This window comes from Proteiniphilum sp. (genome assembly GCF_040307845.1).
Classification (GTDB): Bacteria; Bacteroidota; Bacteroidia; order Bacteroidales; family Dysgonomonadaceae; genus Proteiniphilum.
The window spans coordinates 146,062-166,654 of record NZ_JAWRIS010000036.1; the positions used below are offsets into that span (position 1 = coordinate 146,062).

A 20,593-nucleotide genomic window follows, 5' to 3' on the forward strand; every position below is an offset into this window, starting at 1 on the left:
AAAACCAATCCATCCGGCAAACAGCAGCAAGCACGGAAAATAATCATGATATGGAATTAAGAAAAACGTTATACGATTTCACCGTAAAAGATATAGACGGGAACGACTTCAGCCTGGCTTCCCTGAAAGGGAAAAAAGTACTGGTAGTGAATGTAGCCTCTAAATGTGGATTAACTCCCCAATACGAACAATTACAGGAGCTTTATGAGAAATACCGGTATCTGAATTTTGTCATTATCGGTTTCCCGGCGAACAATTTTATGGGACAGGAACCGGGCACCAACCAGGAAATCAAAGAATTTTGTACAGCCAATTATGGCGTAACTTTTCCCATGATGGAAAAGATCAGTGTAAAAGGAAAAGATCAGGCCCCGTTGTATAAATGGCTTACAAATAAATCAGAGAACGGAGTTCTGGATCAGGAGGTGACCTGGAATTTTCAGAAATTCATGGTTGATGAAGAAGGGTATCTGGTGGATGTTGTACTGCCGAAGGAAAGCCCTATGAGCGACAAAATCATAAACTGGATTATCGGAAAATAACCCGTGGGTACCGATGACCGGGATGCCGGTTTCAGTGCATAATTCTGTAAACCAATTCTTTCAACAGCTCTCCTTGTGTAGCAGATATATTATCTACACCTTTCGACCGGGCGTCGAATGTCCTCAGGTCTGAAATAATCTCCATCACTTTTTGGGCATTATAATTACGCAACCCCGTCATATAATCGCGCACAAAATAAGCAGACCGCATATTCAGTGTATTCATAATACTTTGTTCATCTTTCCGCGGCAACCAGAAGCATTCCAACAGATTACTGAAATAATTGAACAATACGGCAATCGTGGCAATCATCGGGTTCTCCTTCGGATTTTTATCAAAGTAATCCACGATCCGGTTAGCTGCCACGATATTTTTGGAAATGATGGCTTTCTGTAGTTCAAAATTGTTGTAATCCTTACTGATACCCACATTCTTCTCTATCAATGCGGAAGTGATACGCCGCTCTCCTTCCGGAAGCGATACCTCTAGTTTCTGAAGCTGTGGGATCAGTTTACTGATATCATTCCCCACAAAATCAGTCAGCATCTGTGCCGATTTCTCATCAATGCCTATCCCTTTCTCTTTCAACCATGACTGGATAAATGCCGGTATCTGGTTTTCATACAATTTTTTAGATTCAAAGACCTCTCCTGTCTTAAGGATGCTCTTAACTACAGCTTTCCGCTTATCGACCGTGCCATGTTTATAATTGATAACCAGGATAGTGGAAGGCATAGGATTTTTGGCATAGAGATCCAACAACTCGAACTTGTCGAGATTTTGCGCTTCCTTCACAAGGATAAGCTGATATTCCGCCATCATAGGGAAACGGCGCGCTGAGGAGATAATAAGATTGACATCGGCATCCACGCCGTAGAAAGTAAGCATATTGAAATCCTTCTCGGCTTCTGTCAGGACTGTGTCCGAAAGCAAATCAGTCAGGGCATCTATGAAATAGGATTCATCTCCCATGAAGAGATACACTGGTTTGAACCGACGTTGCAGAATATCGTTGCGAAGAATATTGAAAGATGATTGTGTGGAGGCAGCCATTGGTTGATTTGATGATTTGATGATTCGATAATGTGATGATGTGATGATGTGAATAATGAGGCTAATGTGACAATGTAACAATGTGCTAATGTGACAATATGAATAATAAAACTAATCTCGACAAACCGGGACAGGTAGTGCCAATTAGTAATTAGTAATTAGTAATCAGTAATTGATAATTAGTAATTGGTAATTAGTAATTGGTAATTAGTAATTGGTAATTAGTAATTGGTAATTTTTTGATTGACTACCAGTCGAATCGCAAATGTTTGATGGTGGATCCCCTGTTCATAATGGATGAAAGCGACTTAATACCTATCTTCACATGCTCTTCCACGAAATTCTCGGTGATATGCTGGTCGCTCTTCTCTGTTTTCACGCCGGTGGAGATCAGTGGTTGGTCAGACACGAGCAGTAGCGCTCCTGTGGAGATATGATTGGCGAAGCCACAGGTGAAGAGCGTAGCTGTTTCCATATCTACGGCCATGGCACGTATCTGCCTCAGGTAATTCTTAAAATCATCGTCATATTCCCACACGCGACGATTAGTCGTGTAGACCGTACCTGTCCAGTAGTCGCGGTTAAAGTCGCGCACATTGGAAGAAACCGCCCTCAGGAGGCTGAATGCAGGCAGGGAAGGTACTTCAGGAGGGAAATAGTCGTTCGACGTGCCTTCACCCCGGATAGCGGCAATAGGCAGGATATAATCACCCAATCCACTTCTCGATTTCAAAGCCCCACATTTCCCCAGGAAGAGCACCGCCGATGGTGATACCGCACTCAGCAAATCCATGATGGTAGCAGCATTGGCACTACCCATACCAAAGTTGATGATAGTGATTCCCTCGGCAGAAGCGTTGGGCATATTGGCGTCTAAACCGATGATCGGCGTATTGAAATGATCGGCAAAAATTTCGACATACTTTTGGAAGTTGGTCAGCAAGACAAATTTAGTAAATTCATCCAGCGGACGCTTCGTATATCTGGGAAGCCAATTCTCCACAATTTCCTGTTTTGTTTTCATTATTTTTTGCACTGAGAATTTAGAAATTCGAATTGGGCACTACTCAAGTACCCTGACATGTAACTACTTAACCGCCCAACCTCTTCGGACACTCAAGCACTTAACCACTTAGGCACTTAACCACTTAGGCACTTACGCACTTACGCACCTAACCACTTAACCACCTTTCCCCTTGTATTATCACATTAAAAAAGGTAATTTTGTGCCGGCTAATCCGCTATTCTGCAAACAAAGATACAATGTACGATTTAAATTTGCCATCTTTCGATACAAAAATCCGTAATAAGGGTGATGGGTTGGAGATCTTCGATCCTTTACGTAAAAAATACGTGGCACTGACCCCTGAAGAATGGGTACGCCAGCATTTTGTCCATTATCTTATTTCGGAGAAACAATTTCCCGGCTCACTGATAGCCAACGAGGCAGGAATTAAACTGAACTCTCTTTCGAAAAGGTGCGATACGGTGGTTTACAACCGTCAGCTTGAACCGGTAATGGTGGTGGAATACAAAAGGCCGAACGTAACCATCACCCAGGAGGTATTCGACCAGATCACCCGCTACAACAGCGTTTTAAAAGTCCCCTATATCGTAGTGTCCAACGGCTTGATTCACCATTGCTGCCACATGGATTATGCACTCCAGTCCTATCAATACCTCACTGAAATTCCTACTTATCCCGAGATTATTCTATAGTTATTCGGTTGTTATTCAGTTGTTATTCAATTGTTATTCAATTGTTATTCAATTGTTATTCAATTGTTATTCAATTGTTATTCAATTGTTATTCAATTGTTATTCAATTGTTATTCAGTTGTTATTCAATTGTTATTCGGTTGTTATTCAATTGTTATTCGGTTGTTATTCGGTTGTTATTCGATTGTATTACGTGCGAAGCACAAATAACGGCGAAGCCGAATAACAGCGAAGCGAATAACGGCGAAGCCGAATAACTATCGAATAACGCGAAGCAAACAGTCAGTAGCTTTCGTCCGCTGAGGGGAAATCAGACGATTTGACGTCGTTCATATATTGTCGGACAGCAATAGTGATTTCATCGAACAGATTGGCGTAACGACGCAGGAAACGGGGTGAGAAGCCTTTGTTCAATCCCAGCATATCATGCATCACCAACACCTGCCCATCCACATGAGGCCCCGCGCCAATCCCTATCGTCGGGATGGCCAGCTCCGCCGTCACCTCGCCCGCCAGTGCTGCCGGAATTTTTTCCAGCACGATGGAAGAGCATCCTATTTCCTGTAACAGACGGGCATCCTCCATCAGTTTGGCCGCTTCTTCTTCTTCTTTGGCACGTACGGCATAGGTTCCGTATTTGTTGATCGATTGCGGCATAAGCCCCAGGTGTCCCATCACAGGAATACCGGCGTTCAGGATAGCCCTGATGGATTCTATAACCTCTTTTCCTCCTTCGAGCTTCAGGCAATCGGCCTGTGTCTCTTTCATCATCTTTACCGCATTGCCCACAGCTTCGTAGGGATTTCCCTGATAGCTGCCGAAAGGCATGTCCACCACCACCATCGCCCGCTTTACCGCGTTCATTACTGATTTTCCGTGATAGATCATCTGCTCTATCGTTATCGGCAAGGTAGTAGTATTTCCTGCCATCACATTGGAGGCCGAATCTCCTACCAGGATTACATCAATACCTGCCTGGTCGATCACAGACGCCATGGAATAGTCATAGGCTGTGAGCATCGATATCTTTTCGCCCTGTTGCTTCATCTCGCGTAGGCGATGAGTAGTTACTTTCTTTTGATTACCGGAGGCAAGGTATCCTTTTTTATCTTCTGACATCTGATGTACCTTTTTAATCGTTTAGTTGAAATTTCGATTTGTTTCTGCCGCAAAGGTAGTGCTTTTACAAATTCTTTGCACGTTTTCAGCCTGTTTTCAAAGCATGAGGCCTACAATGCCTCCCATTCCGCACAAAAAAACCGGGACTGAAATAGCCCCGGCTCTTTGACAGATATTGCATTTAAAACCTATACCCTAAAGTAAGCAATCCTCTGATGGAATTGTTTTTCAGGGAAAAGGGAGCCGCATCAACTTCCAGTTTATCATTTAGATAATAATTGGGGAAGGGATATAGATCATCTTTTTGGGTTTTATAGACAACCGCCATATCAAGATAGAAATTCTGATTGAAACGGTAACCTAATCCACCGGTAAAGTAATGAGTGTCACCTTCGATACGGTGTATGGTGTTTGCCCCCGCAATAACGGCGTCACCGAAATCCACCAGGTCAGCATCATAGGGATTCTGCATCCACGCATATCCCAACCGGCCCGAGAATTGGGGTGTGAAACGGTATTCCATTCCCACTTTCACCGTTGATGCCATCTTATGATCCTGGGAAATAATTTCATTGTCTCCATCATACCATCGATCATCGTCGGGTGAGTTGGAAGGAAGTTTCAGCTTCATATTACCATAATCCTTCAATTCATAATCCACACTGGCAATAAAATTGCTTCCCAACACTGTTGCCACGCTGGCTACTATTTTCCCCGGTGTCCTCAGATCATAATCGTTGGTGAACACGGCCGAATGGATACCCCCCTCTTCATAATTCACATAAGAAGGAAGGTATGATTCGATATCTTCCAACATCTCAGCCTGATAAGTTTCTGTCATCGCATACCGGACAGGAGAATGCCAAGCCAGACCGATCCGCAAAGCGTTCACCGGCCGGTAGATAGCGCCAAGTTTGACACCTACGCCTGCTCCACTTACCTTCATCCAATTGTTCAATGTATATCCACCGTCATTGAAATCTTCATCCAGGCGGGAGTATAGACTATAGTACACATCTTTGATAGAAAGCGACAGGCCGAGGTTTAAGACATTATTGACCGTCGTCCCCACCGTGAAATCATAGTTATCTATATACCCTTTTTCACGCAACCCGATTTCGCTGAAGGCCGTTTCCCCTCTCGTATCCAGCGGCACAAGCGCTGTCCCTCCCTGATTGGGATGAAGAAGAAAAGCGTTGCGGCCAAGCGTTGGTAACCATGGTTGTGACAAGAAAGGATCGTATTTATCTTCAATCCATACCAGGTCGTCCGGATTACTGATAGCTCCATTGTCCAAACCAACCTTGTAATCATTGTAAATATAATCCAACAGGGTCCCACGGGCATCACCCATCGCAGAAACCTTCTTATCGAACGATTTCAACCTGTTATAGGTGAATCCGAAATTGATCAGCGGCGTCACGTCGTTTCTCAACGGGAAATATCCCACGAACCCGATATTATCTAAGTTGAAGGTATTTTTATTGGCTTTTATGTCCCCCACCTTTGAACCCTCTTTCATCCAATTCATCGTACCCGTCACTTCGGAACTACGGTATACCGCTATTCCGGCAGGATTGATGGAGACGCCGGTCAGGTCGCCCCCCAAAGCTCCAAATGCTCCGCCCATCGACATAGCGCGGGCTGTGCCATGGAGATCTTCCCGCGAAAAGCGCAAAGCATCAACCTCACTCTGGGAAAACAGAGGCACCGTGAATAGGAATAGTGAAAAAAGGATATAAATGATCTTCTTCATAATGATTTGGCATTTAATTATTTCGTTCTGTTACCTGCGACCACTGCTGGAACGTGAGCTACCGCCACTGCTTCCTCCGGAACTACGTCCGCTGCTACTACTGCTGCTTCCACTAAAAGAACCGGAAGAAGAGCTGCTGCTTCTGCTGGGTGAGGAATAGGTGGAAGAACTCCTGCTCGTAGAACTGCTTCTCGACGGGGTTGAATAGGTATTGTTACTCCGGGTGGGAGTAGTACTCTGATAAGAGCGGGATGATGATGAGCTCCTTTGATAAGTAGAACTGCTCCGTGAAGGAGTAGTAGATGAACTTCTGCCAGTGCTATAAGTACCCGATGAACGGGTTGATGTACTGCTGTTGCGGTTGACTGCACTTGACCTCGTACTGCTGTTTGAGCGGTTGATCACCTGTCCGTTCCTGGAATCATATACCCTGCCGGAATTATCCACAATCCGGGTTCTTGGAGAAGCGGAAGCACTCCTGTTGCTCACCGATGAACTGCTCCTGCCGGAGACAGCACTCCTTGATGAAGCAGTCGTTCTATTTCTTCCCGAAACATCAGCACTGCGGGTGCCGCTTCTTGATGCTCTTCCCGAAACATTTGCCATGGAAGAGGTTCCCCTGCTGGTAGCGGAACTCCGTCTGTAAGTCCCGGAACTTCTTCCGGTACGGTTGTGGGTCAGACTGCCGTAATAGCCGTCATGGAAACCATGATAGTAACCGCCGCCGCCCCAATATCCACCATAGTACCAGGGATCATACCAACCACCGTAATACCACGGTGAGTACCATCTGCTGTAAGACCAGGGGCTATACCAGCCATAATACCAGGGCGAATACCACCTGCTGTAAGACCAGGGGCTTCCCCAGCCATACCAACCGCCATAACCATAATACCAGGGATCGTACCATGGGTCATACCAGGGATAATAACCGGCACCCCATCCCATTCCCATACCAAAGTATATATTGGTGTTCGATCCGCGGTTGTTATAATTCTCATACAAGTCATCGCCTACATAGACGATCACCTCATCCGCACCGGTGATCTTGATGCTCGATTCCGGGTCATGGAACCGGACGATCCGGTCGGTATATGCATACTCTTCGTAATTATTCTGCTCCTGTTCATAGACAGTATCTTCTGCGAATTCATTGCTGCCGGCGCGACGATTGTATTCGTCAACGTCCCGGCCATTGGCAGTCACCGCCATGTTCGATGCGTCACCCTGCACGACCACCACTTTTTTCTTTTGTGGCTCTTCGGCTTTCTTCTGAACCTTTACCGGCTCTTTCTTAGTAGGATCGGCATAAATATCGTCCCATTCCTGGGCGAAACCGAACAATGGAACAGCGACCAGCAAAACTGCTAATAAGTTTTTTTTAGTCTTCATAGTTTCTCCCTCTTTATATCTTGTTTGTAAATAATTTATCTGTCATTCTCTTTGACATAGAAACTTCGGAAAAGTTTAAACAGAAATCGACAAAAACCAGTCCGTTTCTTTTCTGACGAAACACAACGCTACACAAATATAGCAAATGTCTCACAATAAAGATGTACAGGCCAGCAAAACGCTGCGTCTTGTTAGGTTAAAAAAACGAAATAGGAGACTCAATCAGACTGATATTTCCAGCCCGTCATAAGCCGGTAAAACATTCGGTGGGAGTTCCTCCTCCACTTTCGCATGGAGGCCGATCTCATGGCTCATGTGCGTCAGGTAAGCCTTCTTCGGTTTTATCCTGCCTATCATTTCCAACGCCTGATCCAATGTCTGGTGTGAAATGTGTGCTGTCTTCCTGAGTGCACTGACAACCAGCGTGTCTACACCTTCCAGTTTTCTCAGTTCGGCCTCCTCCACCGTCTTGATATCGGTGAGATAAGCAAAATTCCGTATCCGGAATCCCAAAATAGGTAATTTGTAGTGCATTACACGGATAGGGGTCACCGTTATGGTTCCTATTTGAAAATCCTCACCGGCGCTGATCCGCCTGACGGCGAGATTGGGCACTCCGCTGTATCTGTATTCCGCGAAGCAGTAGGGTAATCTCTCCCTGAGGGCGTTCTCCAGCCGTTCCTCCATATAGAGGTCTACTTCCCCGAAAATGGAGAACGGTCGTAAATCATCAATTCCCCCCACATGATCATAATGCTCATGAGTAAGAAGTATGCCATCAATTTTTTTGAACGGTTGAGATAGCATTTGTTCTCTGAAATCGGGAGAACAGTCGATTATAAGCACTTTCCCGTCTATCTCGATCCTTACCGACGTCCGGAGCCGCCTGTCCCTCGGGTCAGTTGAACTGCAAACATCACAATCGCACCCGATTTGCGGGACACCGGTGGAAGTACCCGTACCCAGAAATCTCACTTTCATATAACAAATGTAAGAAAAAAGCCGCCACATTTCCTGAAATGGGCAGCTCTCGGTTTTGTATACTATAATAATTCAATACAAAGCAGGAATAAAAAATGTAGAAAATCAATACTCTCTTTCCAAAATCCAAAGATCGTTGAAAGGCACTCCATAGGTTCTCCTCAGATATTCCGTATTACCTTTGGCTGAATAAGCATGGTAAATTTCATCCCGTTTGGCTGCAGCATCTGCCTTATCATCATAGCTGGCAACGATCACGCGATACATGCCTTGTTCGTTCTGAGCCAGGATAACCGGATATCCTTCATTCTCCATACGGCCTTTTAATGATTCAGCGTTCAACTTCACGCTCAGTGAGGCGATCACCACACTATATTTCCTCAATCCTGCGGCATCGGTAGGATAAACCGGCTCCACCTTCTCTTTTCTTACGGATACTTCTACCGGAGGAAGTGGACTGGCATCTTTCACCACAGTAGTGGGCTGGGATGCAGTTTCCTGCATTTCTTTTTCTTTGGCTGCTTCATATACTTGTTTATAAGCGCTTTGTTTGGGTTTACAAGATACCCCGACAAGCAGCAGGGTTACTAAAACCAATGCGTAATGGAACTTTCTCATGCCTGATCAATGTTTATTAAATTGTTTTATTTCTGAAATCAACTCTTAATCCTTCACTCTTGATCCGTTTGTATTATAGTGAAATCTTGCAGCAAAGATAATAAAGATGCCCATGATTGTATCTTTGCGAGTGTGAAAATAAATTAAATCATTCCTCTGTGAGACGCTTTAACCGGACAGGTTTGGGACTGATGTTGAAAGTCGCTCCCTCTTCGATGGTCGCGATGATTACCGTATCTTTGAAATTCGATTCCGGATTGGGCATAAAATGCACTTCCCAATCTCCTTCCCTTAATCCTATAAACTGAAACATAACCATCTGGTCTCCTGCTGTTTCAATCTCGGGAATGCTAAAAAAGGTATCCGTTTCCTGTATGACTTTCACATACGGATTGGCATCAAGAGGCGCCACGTAGCCTTTCAATTTTCCACCATAGACTTCCGGAAAAGCCCGTGCTACCGGAAAGAGGTAACGATCCCCGTTTTCCATTATCCGGACGGAAATTGCGGCATTCAGGTCGATAACCATATTGGAAATCGTGTTAAGCCTCATTTCCATCGGGATGGCATCGATCACCAGGCCCTCTTCTAATTGTGGGGGAATCTGTAACGGTATGGTTTCAATCTCCACATCGGTTATTTCTACCATATAATTGTCGTTCCCGAATTTTATCCTGATCTGTTGCAACTCCCTGCCGGCAGGCACGTATTGGTCCACCAATTGCACCATTTTCCCGTTCCTTAATTTCAACACATCGTATGTTCTCCCGGGAAATTCAAGGTCAACCCACTCCCCCTCACGGGTTTCGGTATCTACCAGAAAAACCGATATATCACTGATATCCACGTAAAGATCCCTCACCACTACGGAAGCTGCGTCCGTCAATTTGAGTCGCAGACGTGAAGCATTGACACTGGGATCATCCTCGTCGCACGCCTGCCATGAAAACAAAAGCAGTGTGGCGGTCAATATGTATAGAAAAGACTGGTAGCGCATATTGTCAACTTCTTTTAAATGGAATATCAACCACAAAATTACATAAAACCCCTTCGCATAAGACACAAAAACAATTAATTTTCATGAATTCACTGAAAACAAATCGCTTTTATAGATGTTATAGTATTTGTAGAGGAGAATAAAGAATAAAGACGATAATAATTTTATGAAGAAAACTAATACATTCCTCATTTCTATCTCTTTTCTGATAATCTGTTTTGCAGTATCATGCAATCAACATAAAAAGGATGAAGGGACAACCCTTTCACAATCTGCAATCGAAAATTCAAATACGCCAAAAGCCCTATCACCCGAAGAATTATTCGACCGTCTGTTAACTTCTTTCGGCGACGATTGGATGGAAAGGGAAGCTGACCCTACTCTCTATCCCGAATATTACGGCGGGGCTTTCATTAATAACAACGGCATGTTCGTGGTTACGGTAACCGGTAACCGGGAGGAACACAAAAGACGCTTAACAGAGATACTCGGCACGGACAATTTTAATGTGGAGACCGTACAATATTCTTACCGTCAAATGATGCGGGTAATGGACAGTATAGACGCCTTTTTAATGAATAGCTCCATCCCGGAAGATCATCCTTTGGTGAGTAGTTTTGCCGGCGCCTATCCCGATGTGATGGAAAACCGGGTAAAAGTGCTGCTCACAAAAGTAGATGATGCCACCATCCGGATCTTCCAGAAAGATGTAGTAAACTCCCCTTTGATAATATTCGAACAGGGAGAACTACCGGGATTAATGTAAAAAGGGTTGCACTTCGATTGACATATCAGCACCAGTTCTTGAACCCGGGAGTTCTGGTTCTGAACCATTTTCTTTTGATGACCTAAGTTAGTATAATAAAAATATTATCTCATGAAAAAATCAACAAAACTCTTTACTTTATTGGCAGCAATTCTCTTTGCTACCACTATTCTGGCGCAGAATGCATCGTATACTTACGAAAGCGTTCCCAACGACCCGATCAACACGCGTATTTATACGCTGGACAACGGACTGAAAGTGTATATGAGTGTGAACAAAGAAACACCTCGTATACAAACGTTTATCGCTGTTCGAGTAGGTGGTAAGAATGATCCCTCCGAAACAACAGGGCTGGCCCATTATTTTGAACACCTGATGTTCAAAGGAACCGACAAATTCGGCACACAGGATTATGAAAAAGAAAAGCCGCTGCTCGACGAGATCGAACGTCTTTTTGAAGTATACCGCAATACGACCGGTGAAGAGGCACGTGCTGCCATTTACAAGCAAATAGACAGTGTTTCGTATGAAGCGTCAAAACTGGCTATCCCCAATGAATACGATAAACTGATGTCGGCCATCGGAGCCACGGGAACCAATGCCTATACCGGTTTCGACATGACGGTCTATACCGACGATATCCCCTCGAACCAGGTGGAGAATTGGGCAAAAATCCAGGCGGAACGTTTTCAGCATAATGTGATCCGGGGGTTCCACACCGAACTCGAAACCGTGTATGAAGAGAAAAACATGTCGCTCACACAAGACGGACGTAAAGTCTATGAAAGGATGCTGGCAACACTCTTCCCCCACCATCCTTACGGCTCACAAACCATACTGGGATCGCAGGAGCACTTGAAAAATCCTTCCATTACCAATATCAAGAAGTATTACAGGACTTACTATGTGCCGAATAACATGGCTATCTGTCTCGCCGGCGATTTCGATCCCGATGAAATGATCAGGATCATAGACACTCATTTCAGAAATATGAAGCCGAACAATAATTTACCGCCCCTGCCACTTACCGATAAGGAAGAGCTTACAAAACCGGTATCTGTTGAAGTGCTCGGCCTGGAAGCTGCCAACGTTTCACTGGGATGGCGTTTTCCCGGAACAGCAAGCCCGGAAAAGGACCTGCTCGACATTATCAGCCTGATCATGAACAATGGACAGGCCGGCCTAATTGATCTGAACCTGATCCAGCAGCAGAAGGTGCTTTCTGCTTATGGCGGACTTTACAGCATGAGCGATTATTGCGCCTTCGTCATGGGTGCCAACCCCAAACAAGGACAAACGCTGGAAGAAGCGCGCGATTTACTTCTCAGCCAGATCGATAAGCTCAAGAAAGGTGATTTTTCGGAAGAACTCATCTCTGCATCGGTCAACAACCTGAAATTAAGCCAGATGAGACGCATAGAAAGTAATTCGGGACGTGCCAACTGGTACGTGAACACTTTCATCAATGGGCTGGAATGGAAAGACCAGGTGAATCGTTTAGACCGTCTTGCAAAGATCACAAAACAAGATGTGATCAATTTTGCCAATGCTTATTTTAAAAACAATTACGCTGTAATTTACAAACGTGAAGGCAAAGATCCCAATGAGCTGAAAATCGCCAAACCACAAATCACCCCTATTGCGATGAACCGCGATGCCAGCAGCCGGTTTCTGGTCGAAATACAACAATCGGAAGTGAAACCCATCGAGCCGGTATTCCTCGATTTTGAAAAAGATCTCAAGCAATTGAAAGCCAAATCAGATATTCCCGTCCTGTATAAACAAAATGTAAACAACGGCCTTTTCAATCTGATTTATGTTTTCGACATGGGAAATAACAACGATAAGGCGATCGGGACGGCATTCGAATATATGAGGTATCTCGGGACTTCTACTAAATCTCCCGAAGAGATCAAAACCGCATTTTACAACCTGGCGTGTTCTTTCGGGGTATATCCCGGTAGCGAACGGGTGTATGTGATGCTCAGCGGATTGGCCGAAAACATGGATAAAGCGTTGGAACTCTTCGAAGAACTGCTTGCTGATGCGAAGGTGAATCCGGAGGCTTATGCCAACCTGACTGCCGACATCCTGAAAAAACGTACCGATGCCAAACTGAATCAAGGCCAGAACTTCAACAAATTATTGCAATATGCCATCTGGGGGCCGGATTCTCCCGACAAAAACATCCTTTCGGAAACAGAACTCACTACAATGGCCCCCGCAGAACTGACGGCAAAAATAAAACAACTCAACCATTTTCAACACCGTATCCTTTATTACGGGCCGGAAAGCGATAGCCAATTCCTTACTACCCTCAATCAATTGCACCGCGTTCCCGCCACACTGGCTCCCGTGCCGGAAAACAACCGTTTCAAACAGGAACCGATCAAGGAGAACAATGTATATCTGGCCAAATACGATGCAAAGCAAATATACATGGCAATGGTCGCCAACGACGGGACTGTATTCGATCCGACGATCGAACCCATCCGGGAAATGTATAACGAATACTTCAGCGGCAACATGAATTCCATCGTATTCCAGGAAATGCGTGAAGCCCGGGGCCTCGCCTACTCGGCTTATGCTTACCTGATGCCCCCTTCAAAATTGAACCGTCCCTATATCTTACGGGCTTTTATTGCCACCCAGAACGACAAGATGGACGACGCATTGAAAGCATTCCACCTGATACTGAATGACATGCCCGAATCGGAAAATGCCTTTAACCTGGCAAAAGACGGCCTGATTACCCGGCTGCGTACCAACCGCATCACTAAGGAGAATATACTCTGGGCATATATCAACGCGCAGGATCTCGGATTGGAGACCGATAGCCGGAAGGAACTGTTTGAACAAGCACAGGACATGACGCTTTCCGATGTAAAAGCATTCCAGGAGAAATGGGTGAAGAACCGCACCTACTCCTATTGCATACTGGGCAATGAAGAAGATCTTGATCTCCAACAGCTCGAAACTTATGGACCTGTCATTCGGCTTTCCCAGGAAGATATTTTCGGCTATTGATTGGCAAGTATTGGAAATAGTTTATCTAAATAAACATCGTAAAGCAGAGGAGGCTGTCCCGGTGGGCAGCCTCCTCTGTTTTTATTTAATCCATCAACTCCTGAAGTATGACAAATTTATATGAAAGGGTTACAGTATAGTATATACCTAAGGAAGAATTTTGTTTTCAAATATTTCAAAAATCTTTTCATGACCAACCCATTCATTAAAGCATTCAACAATTATTGCTGACAGAGGCAGGAAACCAGATTCCTGTCGCCATAGGCGTTATCCACGCGTGCCACATTCACCCAGAACTTGTTTTCGGCAACAAAAGGTAGCGGGTAAGCGGCTTTGCTCCGCGGATAGGCGTGCTTCCATTCATCAGCCGTGACTTCATACTGGGGATGCGGTGCATTCACCAACACATTGTCATCCGCCGGATACTCACCGCGCGACACTTCTATGATCTCTTCATGGATCTGGTTCATCACTGCCACAAAACGATCCAGTTCTGCCAGGCTTTCGCTTTCAGTAGGTTCTATCATCAATGTGCCATGTACCGGGAAAGAGAGCGTAGGTGCATGATAACCATAATCTATCAGACGCTTGGCGATATCGGTCTCACTAATTCCTGACACATCTTTCAATCCGCGGCATTCGAGGATAAGCTCATGCCCCACTCTGCCCCGGGCGCCCCGATAGACGATGCCATAGGAATCTTTCAGTTTTTCCGCCACGTAGTTCGCGTTAAGGATGGCGGCCTCTGTAGCTTCTTTCAGTCCATCGGCTCCCATCATACGGATATAGGCATAGGTGATCTCTGTCACCCCGGCACTACCGTAAGCCGCAGCCGACACAGTGTTCTTGTCGGTCGACAAGCTCACCGGATGTCCGGGCAGGAAAGGTACAAGGTGTTCGGCCACGCAGATAGGCCCTACGCCGGGGCCGCCGCCTCCATGGGGAATGGCGAATGTTTTATGCAGGTTGAGATGGCACACATCGGCGCCAATGGTACCGGGATTGGTCAATCCTACCTGTGCATTCATATTGGCACCGTCCATATAGACCTGACCACCCGCTTCGTGGATCAAACGGCACATTTCTTTGATCCCTGTTTCGAAAATGCCGTGCGTAGATGGATAAGTGATCATATAGGCGGCCAAATCATCCTTATATTGCTCCACCTTGGCCCGTAAATCATCCATATCCACATTCCCGTTTGCGTCGCTGGCGACCGTTACCGGCCTGAATCCGGCCTGTACCGCGCTCGCGGGATTCGTGCCGTGCGCCGACGCGGGTATCAGTACCACTTTGCGATGCCCTTCACCATTGCTTTCGAGGTAGCTGGAAATGGTGATCAATCCGGCATATTCGCCTGCCGCTCCTGAATTGGGTTGAAGACTGGTGGCGGCAAATCCTGTGATCTCAGCCAGCATCTCTTCCAGTTCGCTGATCATCTGCGTATATCCTGCCACCTGTTCCAACGGTGCAAAGGGGTGAATACGCTGAAATCCCGCAAGTCCCAACGGTAGCAGTTCCGATGCTGCATTCAGCTTCATGGTGCATGAGCCGAGCGAGATCATGGAATGCGCTAACGAGATATCTTTGCGTTCGAGCCGTTTAATATAGCGCATCAACTCCGTTTCAGTATGATAGCTGTTGAAAGTGGGATGAGTGAGGAAATCGGATTTCCTGAGTTGTGCCTCTTTCAAACTGCTCTTCAGGGGCAACTCTTCGAGCAGGTACTCCTTCGAACTGCCTGTCGCCATGGCAAACGCAGCCAGCAATTCATGTACCCGGTAAGGATTGGTAGTCTCGTCGATACTGATTCCCACTTCGCCGCTCTCAAAGTAACGCAGGTTGATACTGCGCATCTCGGCGTTATCCCGGATATCCTGTACTGATATACCTTCGGGCAGACTGATCTTGAGTGTATCAAAATAACTGCTGTTTAACTGCTTGCAACCCATCTCTTTCAATTCCTCACCCACATGGGTTGCAATGGAATGGATACGGCGGGCAATATTTTTGAGTCCTTCCGGACCGTGGTAAACAGCATAAAAAGAAGACATGGTAGCCAGCAGAGCTTGCGCCGTACATATATTGGAAGTAGCTTTTTCACGTTTGATATGCTGTTCGCGCGTCTGCAACGCCATGCGGAGCGCCTCCCTGCCGTAAGCGTCTTTAGAGATGCCTATGATACGTCCCGGCATGGAACGTTTGTACTCTTCGCGGGTAGCAAAGAAAGCGGCGGACGGGCCTCCGTAGAACATAGGGATGCCGAAACGCTGACTGCTTCCGAAAGCGATGTCGGCCCCCCATTCACCAGGGGGGACGAGTAGCGTGAGCGCCATCAGGTCGGTGGCCACAGCCACTTTACATTCAGCCTTGTGCGCCCTTTCAGTGAAGTCGGCATAATCCTCCACACTCCCGTCGCTATTAGGATATTGAATAATCGCCCCATAGAAAGGCTTATCAAAAGTGATGGTTTTATAATCACCGACAACTAACTCTATTCCTGCATGGTACATCCTCGTTTTAAGCACCGCCAATGTCTGAGGGAAAACTTTCTCATCCACGAACAGCGTCTCTACCCCATTTTTCACCTGCTCCCGGCTACGCAGCCCGTACATCATCGTGGCGGCTTCGGCCGCGGCGGTAGCCTCATCCAACAGTGAACAGTTGGCCAGAGGCAATGCCGAAAGCTCGCTCACTACGGTTTGAAAATTAAGCAATGCCTCTAACCGCCCCTGTGAAATTTCGGCCTGATAAGGCGTATAAGAGGTATACCATACCGGATTTTCGAAGACGTTCCGGTAGATCGCCGCAGGGGTTACGGTATCATACCAGCCCATACCGATATAGGAAGTATAGATGTTATTCAGTGATGCTATATGAGCGATCTCCTCGGCATACTCCTGTTCCGACAAAGCCTTCGGCAAAGAGACAGGCTCCGTCAGGCGGATATCCGACGGGATTGTCTGATCGATCATCTCATCCATGGATGAGAGGTCGATTGCTTCAAGCATTTTCTGTTTATCGGCTTCAGTAATACCGATATGCCGGTTTTTAAATTGTTCCATTTTTATCATAACTCGCACTATGGGTAAATTACTTATTATTGATTGTCTGATTATCGTCCGACAAAAGGATTATTCTTTTTTTCAAATCCGATAGTAGTGGTAGGACCGTGTCCGGAATAGACTACTGTCCTATCGGGCAGGGTAAACATCTTGGTTTGTATGCTGCTTACCAGTTCTTCGTAACTTCCTCTCGGCAGGTCAGTCCGTCCTACGCCGGAATAGAAAAGCAGGTCCCCTCCAAAAACACAACCTTCCGCTTCATTATAGAAGACCACACTGCCAGGCGAATGTCCCGGCGTATGAAATACCTCCAGCGATTGGTTCCCGAATGTGATCACATCCCCTTCGCTCAGGTAATTCCCTATTTCCGGTTTAAAATCGGCGTTACCGCCCGGCAGTCCGAAGACTTGCATCTGGCCGGCTATATCTTCCAACAGAAAAAGATCGTCGGGATGACATTCCACTTTAAGGCCAAATTGAGAGTGAAGCAAATTGATCCCGAAGATATGGTCAAAATGCAGGTGGGTATTCAGTATATGCCTTATCTTAAGACCATTATCGATCAAATAATTAAGCAATAATTCCTTTTCATCGGGGTAAAAAGGAGCAGGATCAATTATGACACACTCCCTGGTTTCGTCGGACAATACATAGGTATTTACTCCCAACGGATTGAATTCAAATGTTTTTATATTCATTTTGCCACATTCTTATCGGGAAAGGAGTTGTACCCTTTCCCGTGGTATTTTCATTTAGCACAAAAATAACGCTTTCTTTTGGATTTACAGAAAAATATGGGAAAACGTTCAAATCAAACGATTCAACTTAATGGCAGGTAGACCAATTTTTTCGTCTGGAAAAACGATTCTGAGAAGTAATCCGAAAGAGAAACCAACTCTGCTATCTGCCGGTAAGGATATAACTCAGCCGAAAGATCTCCTCCCTTCAGGCAAATAATTCCATTAGGTAAAGCATTTATCTGTTCCCGTGAGATATTTTTACGCGTAATCCTGACCAGTTCCGGCAGAGGCATCACTGCCCGGCTCACTATAAAATGGAATTTTCTTTTCTCTTCTTCCACACGGGCATGCACCGTTTCTACATTCTTCAATCCCACTGCCTGGGATACCTCTTTTGCGACCCTCACCTTTTTACCGATACTGTCCAGCAGTACAAACTGCACTTCGGGAAAGAAAATAGCCAGTGGAATACCCGGGAAACCGCCTCCCGTGCCCACATCCAAGATAGTAGAACCCGGCGTAAAACGGATATAACGGGCAATAGCCAGTGAGTGCAACACATGATGCGGATAGAGATTTTGGATGTCCTTACGGGAAATCACATTGATTTTTGCATTCCAGTCGGTATAAAGATCGGACAGCGCTTCGAACTGTTGTTTCTGCTCCGCGGTAAGCGAAGGAAAATAAGTGGTTATACTCTTCACTTTACATTGGCTAATTTAGCAGCAATACTGTTTTCCCTCAACAGGGAGAACATCATTTCATAGGGGATGAATACCTGTGGTGCATCTAACTGGTAGGCCGAATATTCACCCTTGTTATACGTATAAATGATTCCTTTATCATTCAGTAAAAAATTTTGGTTAGGCACAATCTCCTGCACACCGAAGAAACCGAGATCTTCCAGTTCTTCTATGCTTCCGGCATTGGCCTGTTCCAGTAGAGATGCAATAATAAGGCGCTGAAGTGCCGTATCATATCCGGCGTTGAAAATATCATTCTCAGTGACCTGCCGGCCTGTATTGAGGTTCAACACATAATTCCGGTAGGAGTCATAAGAAGCCGCCCCCCCTTTGTTATTGGATTGCTTCACCTGAAAAGACAGTATCCCGTGATAATTGTAGACAATGGAGTCGGAAAGACTTTCATAGTAAGAATAGAAAAAATCTTCGGTATAATGTTCACTGTCGGACGCATCGATACCTGAGATAAAGTTGTTAAGTTCACGGATTTCTTCGGCACTCTCCCGGTATGTTCTCGCATCGGCAGTGTAATTCTCGATATAATTATGCATATATGCCTGCACTGCCCCGGAAGGGGACAAAGTATCATACGGGGTACCCAATGTATTCCGGATAAAGAACTGCTGCAACATATCCAGACTCATCCTGCCACTACTAACAGGATACACGAAATTCACCCCTATATTACAATAAGGGTTTGCCGTATCCCCGTCGAGGTGGTGCCGGGCAACCAGACTGACCGTATCGAACTCTATGTTGTTCTCTGCCCTGAACATACTGCGTTCCCCCTGCTGCTGGTTGCAGGAAATGAAGAACAGCAACGCAAGGATGAACAGCAAGAAAACCGACATCCTATGATATACCTCCATAATGAAAAACTTTACAATTATCGGTACAAAGGTACATATTTTATCAATAAGCGTGTCCGTCGGACTCCAGATCTTCCAGATTAAGTTTCTTCTTCTCCAGCGCCCTCCATGCATAGAATATATAGGCAACCACAAACGGCACAAGGAGCGACACTATCGCCATTGCCGAAAGGGTAAAGTAACTCGACGAAGAGTTTTGCAGCGTGAGCGAGCTCTGCAGGTCAACCGATGAAGGATAGTAAGCGGTATTGTTATAACCGGCCACCAAAAGGAGCATGGTTACGGTGACGACAGTCCCGGCACCCGCGAACCAGATACCTTTCTTAAAGTTGGGATTGAAAACCGTATTGAAAATTCCATAGAGTACCGCCACTACACCTAACACGAAAAACACCAGTACAATCGGCATATCAAGGAAATTATGAAGGTATTTCATTGGCTCCATGAATACTTCTTTTGTCTCGGGATTCACAGCGTAACCTTCAGCAATCAGCGTCCAGATCAAAAAAATCAGGAAGAACACCACAAAAGGTATCCCATTATAAAGGGTGAATTTACGGGATCTGTTTTCGAGTACTTCATGATCGAGCCGGTTCATGAAGAAAAGGCTTGCCAGGGTGCGGGCAAGGAAAAGCACCGCCAGCCCGAGGCATAGGTTCCTCACATCCGCCAATAATTCAAGGCCATGAAGCGGGTTCTGCCACTGGCTGATAGTAAATCCTGAAGCACCTAACCCGGCAATGTTCCCTTTACCGACAGTGAATTCTGATCCGGTAAAAAAAGAAGACACCACTACACCCAGCAGAAATGTAGCCAGCACACCATTAAGGAAAAGGAAGGCACGATAGGTTTTCGGGCCGAAGATATTTCCCGGCTTGGACTGGAACTCGTAAGATACGGCCTGTAATACAAAACAGAAGAGCAAGATCATCCAGGCCCAGTAAGCCCCACCGAAACTGGTCGAGTAAAAGAGGGGAAACGAGGCAAAGAAAGCTCCACCGAAAGTGACCAGCGTGGTAAAGGTGTATTCCCATTTGCGCCCAAGAGCGTTAATAAGCAATTTCTTCTCACTCTCTGTCTTCGATAGGGAGTTCAACATGGACTGTCCTCCCTGCACAAACATCAGGAATACCAGCAAACCGCCGAGGAGTGACATTATAAACCACCAGTATTGTTGTAGAAAGTCGTAAGTTATCATTGTTTTT

The 20,593-nt window shown here is 45.7% G+C and carries 17 protein-coding genes; 4 read left to right on the plus strand and 13 right to left on the minus strand.

Features of this window, described 5'->3' with window-relative positions; all coding sequences use genetic code 11:
• Positions 1-50: 50 nt before the first annotated feature.
• Positions 51-542, plus strand: coding sequence for a glutathione peroxidase (locus tag ABV001_RS08955; RefSeq protein WP_352422512.1), 492 nt, complete (start codon positions 51-53; stop codon positions 540-542).
• Positions 543-573: 31 nt separating this feature from the next.
• On the opposite strand, the gene holA is transcribed toward ABV001_RS08955, so the two are convergent.
• Both holA and ABV001_RS08965 read right to left on the minus strand, forming a co-directional pair.
• On the minus strand, positions 574-1,596 hold the full coding sequence (gene holA, locus ABV001_RS08960) for a DNA polymerase III subunit delta (RefSeq protein ID WP_352422481.1): 1,023 nt from the start codon (positions 1,594-1,596) through the stop codon (positions 574-576).
• 247 nt (positions 1,597-1,843) lie between these two features.
• The gene (locus ABV001_RS08965; RefSeq protein WP_352422482.1) at positions 1,844-2,620 is read right to left on the minus strand and encodes an AMP nucleosidase; all 777 of its coding nucleotides are present in this window, start codon (positions 2,618-2,620) and stop codon (positions 1,844-1,846) included.
• A 239-nt stretch (positions 2,621-2,859) separates the two neighbouring features.
• Between ABV001_RS08965 and ABV001_RS08970 the strand changes: the two genes are divergently transcribed.
• Positions 2,860-3,315 (plus strand): type I restriction enzyme HsdR N-terminal domain-containing protein, encoded by a 456-nt coding sequence (locus ABV001_RS08970; RefSeq protein ID WP_352422483.1) that lies wholly within the window; start codon positions 2,860-2,862, stop codon positions 3,313-3,315.
• A 282-nt stretch (positions 3,316-3,597) separates the two neighbouring features.
• Here ABV001_RS08970 and panB read toward each other — a convergent pair whose 3' ends face one another.
• The 6 genes from panB to ABV001_RS09000 form a co-directional block, all read right to left on the minus strand.
• The gene (gene panB / locus ABV001_RS08975; RefSeq protein ID WP_352422484.1) at positions 3,598-4,434 is read right to left on the minus strand and encodes a 3-methyl-2-oxobutanoate hydroxymethyltransferase; all 837 of its coding nucleotides are present in this window, start codon (positions 4,432-4,434) and stop codon (positions 3,598-3,600) included.
• A gap of 181 nt (positions 4,435-4,615) precedes the next feature.
• Entirely contained in the window at positions 4,616-6,190 is a 1,575-nt protein-coding gene (locus ABV001_RS08980) for an OmpP1/FadL family transporter (protein ID WP_352422485.1), read from the minus strand.
• A gap of 30 nt (positions 6,191-6,220) precedes the next feature.
• Positions 6,221-7,582: a hypothetical protein gene (locus ABV001_RS08985; protein WP_352422486.1), complete on the minus strand. Its 1,362-nt coding sequence runs from the start codon at positions 7,580-7,582 to the stop codon at positions 6,221-6,223.
• Positions 7,583-7,804: 222 nt separating this feature from the next.
• Entirely contained in the window at positions 7,805-8,563 is a 759-nt protein-coding gene (locus ABV001_RS08990) for an MBL fold metallo-hydrolase (protein ID WP_352422487.1), read from the minus strand.
• A gap of 105 nt (positions 8,564-8,668) precedes the next feature.
• Entirely contained in the window at positions 8,669-9,181 is a 513-nt protein-coding gene (locus ABV001_RS08995) for an SPOR domain-containing protein (RefSeq protein WP_352422488.1), read from the minus strand.
• Between the two features lie 148 nt (positions 9,182-9,329).
• A complete protein-coding gene (locus ABV001_RS09000; RefSeq protein ID WP_352422489.1) occupies positions 9,330-10,178 on the minus strand; it encodes a DUF4382 domain-containing protein in 849 nt (282 codons plus the stop codon).
• 166 nt (positions 10,179-10,344) lie between these two features.
• Here ABV001_RS09000 and ABV001_RS09005 point away from each other — a divergent pair, with 166 nt between their 5' ends.
• Both ABV001_RS09005 and ABV001_RS09010 read left to right on the plus strand, forming a co-directional pair.
• Positions 10,345-10,944: a hypothetical protein gene (locus ABV001_RS09005; protein ID WP_352422490.1), complete on the plus strand. Its 600-nt coding sequence runs from the start codon at positions 10,345-10,347 to the stop codon at positions 10,942-10,944.
• 111 nt (positions 10,945-11,055) lie between these two features.
• Positions 11,056-13,971, plus strand: coding sequence for a M16 family metallopeptidase (locus tag ABV001_RS09010; RefSeq protein WP_352422491.1), 2,916 nt, complete (start codon positions 11,056-11,058; stop codon positions 13,969-13,971).
• Between the two features lie 221 nt (positions 13,972-14,192).
• Here the strand turns inward: ABV001_RS09010 and gcvP are convergent, their stop codons facing one another.
• The 5 genes from gcvP to cydB form a co-directional block, all read right to left on the minus strand.
• A complete protein-coding gene (gcvP, locus tag ABV001_RS09015; RefSeq protein ID WP_502929868.1) occupies positions 14,193-17,042 on the minus strand; it encodes an aminomethyl-transferring glycine dehydrogenase in 2,850 nt (949 codons plus the stop codon).
• 44 nt (positions 17,043-17,086) lie between these two features.
• On the minus strand, positions 17,087-17,734 hold the full coding sequence (locus ABV001_RS09020; protein WP_352422493.1) for an MBL fold metallo-hydrolase: 648 nt from the start codon (positions 17,732-17,734) through the stop codon (positions 17,087-17,089).
• Positions 17,735-17,856: 122 nt separating this feature from the next.
• Positions 17,857-18,480 (minus strand): 16S rRNA (guanine(527)-N(7))-methyltransferase RsmG, encoded by a 624-nt coding sequence (gene rsmG, locus ABV001_RS09025; protein ID WP_352422494.1) that lies wholly within the window; start codon positions 18,478-18,480, stop codon positions 17,857-17,859.
• A complete protein-coding gene (locus ABV001_RS09030; RefSeq protein ID WP_352422495.1) occupies positions 18,477-19,388 on the minus strand; it encodes an RsiV family protein in 912 nt (303 codons plus the stop codon). Before ABV001_RS09030 ends, rsmG begins: the two co-directional genes overlap by 4 nt.
• A gap of 43 nt (positions 19,389-19,431) precedes the next feature.
• A complete protein-coding gene (cydB, locus tag ABV001_RS09035) occupies positions 19,432-20,586 on the minus strand; it encodes a cytochrome d ubiquinol oxidase subunit II (RefSeq protein ID WP_352422496.1) in 1,155 nt (384 codons plus the stop codon).
• Positions 20,587-20,593: the final 7 nt, after the last annotated feature.

Bases quoted from the DNA above. Each gene is read 5' to 3' on its own strand.
- ABV001_RS08980 (WP_352422485.1), bottom strand. From the start codon at position 6,190: ATGAAGAAGATCATTTATATCCTTTTTTCACTATTCCTATTCACGGTG.
- ABV001_RS08965 (WP_352422482.1), bottom strand. From the start codon at position 2,620: ATGAAAACAAAACAGGAAATTGTGGAGAATTGGCTTCCCAGATATACG.
- ABV001_RS08955 (WP_352422512.1), top strand. From the start codon at position 51: ATGGAATTAAGAAAAACGTTATACGATTTCACCGTAAAAGATATAGAC.
- ABV001_RS08985 (WP_352422486.1), bottom strand. From the start codon at position 7,582: ATGAAGACTAAAAAAAACTTATTAGCAGTTTTGCTGGTCGCTGTTCCA.
- ABV001_RS08995 (WP_352422488.1), bottom strand. From the start codon at position 9,181: ATGAGAAAGTTCCATTACGCATTGGTTTTAGTAACCCTGCTGCTTGTC.
- cydB (WP_352422496.1), bottom strand. From the start codon at position 20,586: ATGATAACTTACGACTTTCTACAACAATACTGGTGGTTTATAATGTCA.
- ABV001_RS08970 (WP_352422483.1), top strand. From the start codon at position 2,860: ATGTACGATTTAAATTTGCCATCTTTCGATACAAAAATCCGTAATAAG.
- holA (WP_352422481.1), bottom strand. From the start codon at position 1,596: ATGGCTGCCTCCACACAATCATCTTTCAATATTCTTCGCAACGATATT.
- ABV001_RS09020 (WP_352422493.1), bottom strand. From the start codon at position 17,734: ATGAATATAAAAACATTTGAATTCAATCCGTTGGGAGTAAATACCTAT.
- ABV001_RS09030 (WP_352422495.1), bottom strand. From the start codon at position 19,388: ATGGAGGTATATCATAGGATGTCGGTTTTCTTGCTGTTCATCCTTGCG.
- ABV001_RS08990 (WP_352422487.1), bottom strand. From the start codon at position 8,563: ATGAAAGTGAGATTTCTGGGTACGGGTACTTCCACCGGTGTCCCGCAA.
- ABV001_RS09005 (WP_352422490.1), top strand. From the start codon at position 10,345: ATGAAGAAAACTAATACATTCCTCATTTCTATCTCTTTTCTGATAATC.
- panB (WP_352422484.1), bottom strand. From the start codon at position 4,434: ATGTCAGAAGATAAAAAAGGATACCTTGCCTCCGGTAATCAAAAGAAA.
- ABV001_RS09010 (WP_352422491.1), top strand. From the start codon at position 11,056: ATGAAAAAATCAACAAAACTCTTTACTTTATTGGCAGCAATTCTCTTT.
- ABV001_RS09000 (WP_352422489.1), bottom strand. From the start codon at position 10,178: ATGCGCTACCAGTCTTTTCTATACATATTGACCGCCACACTGCTTTTG.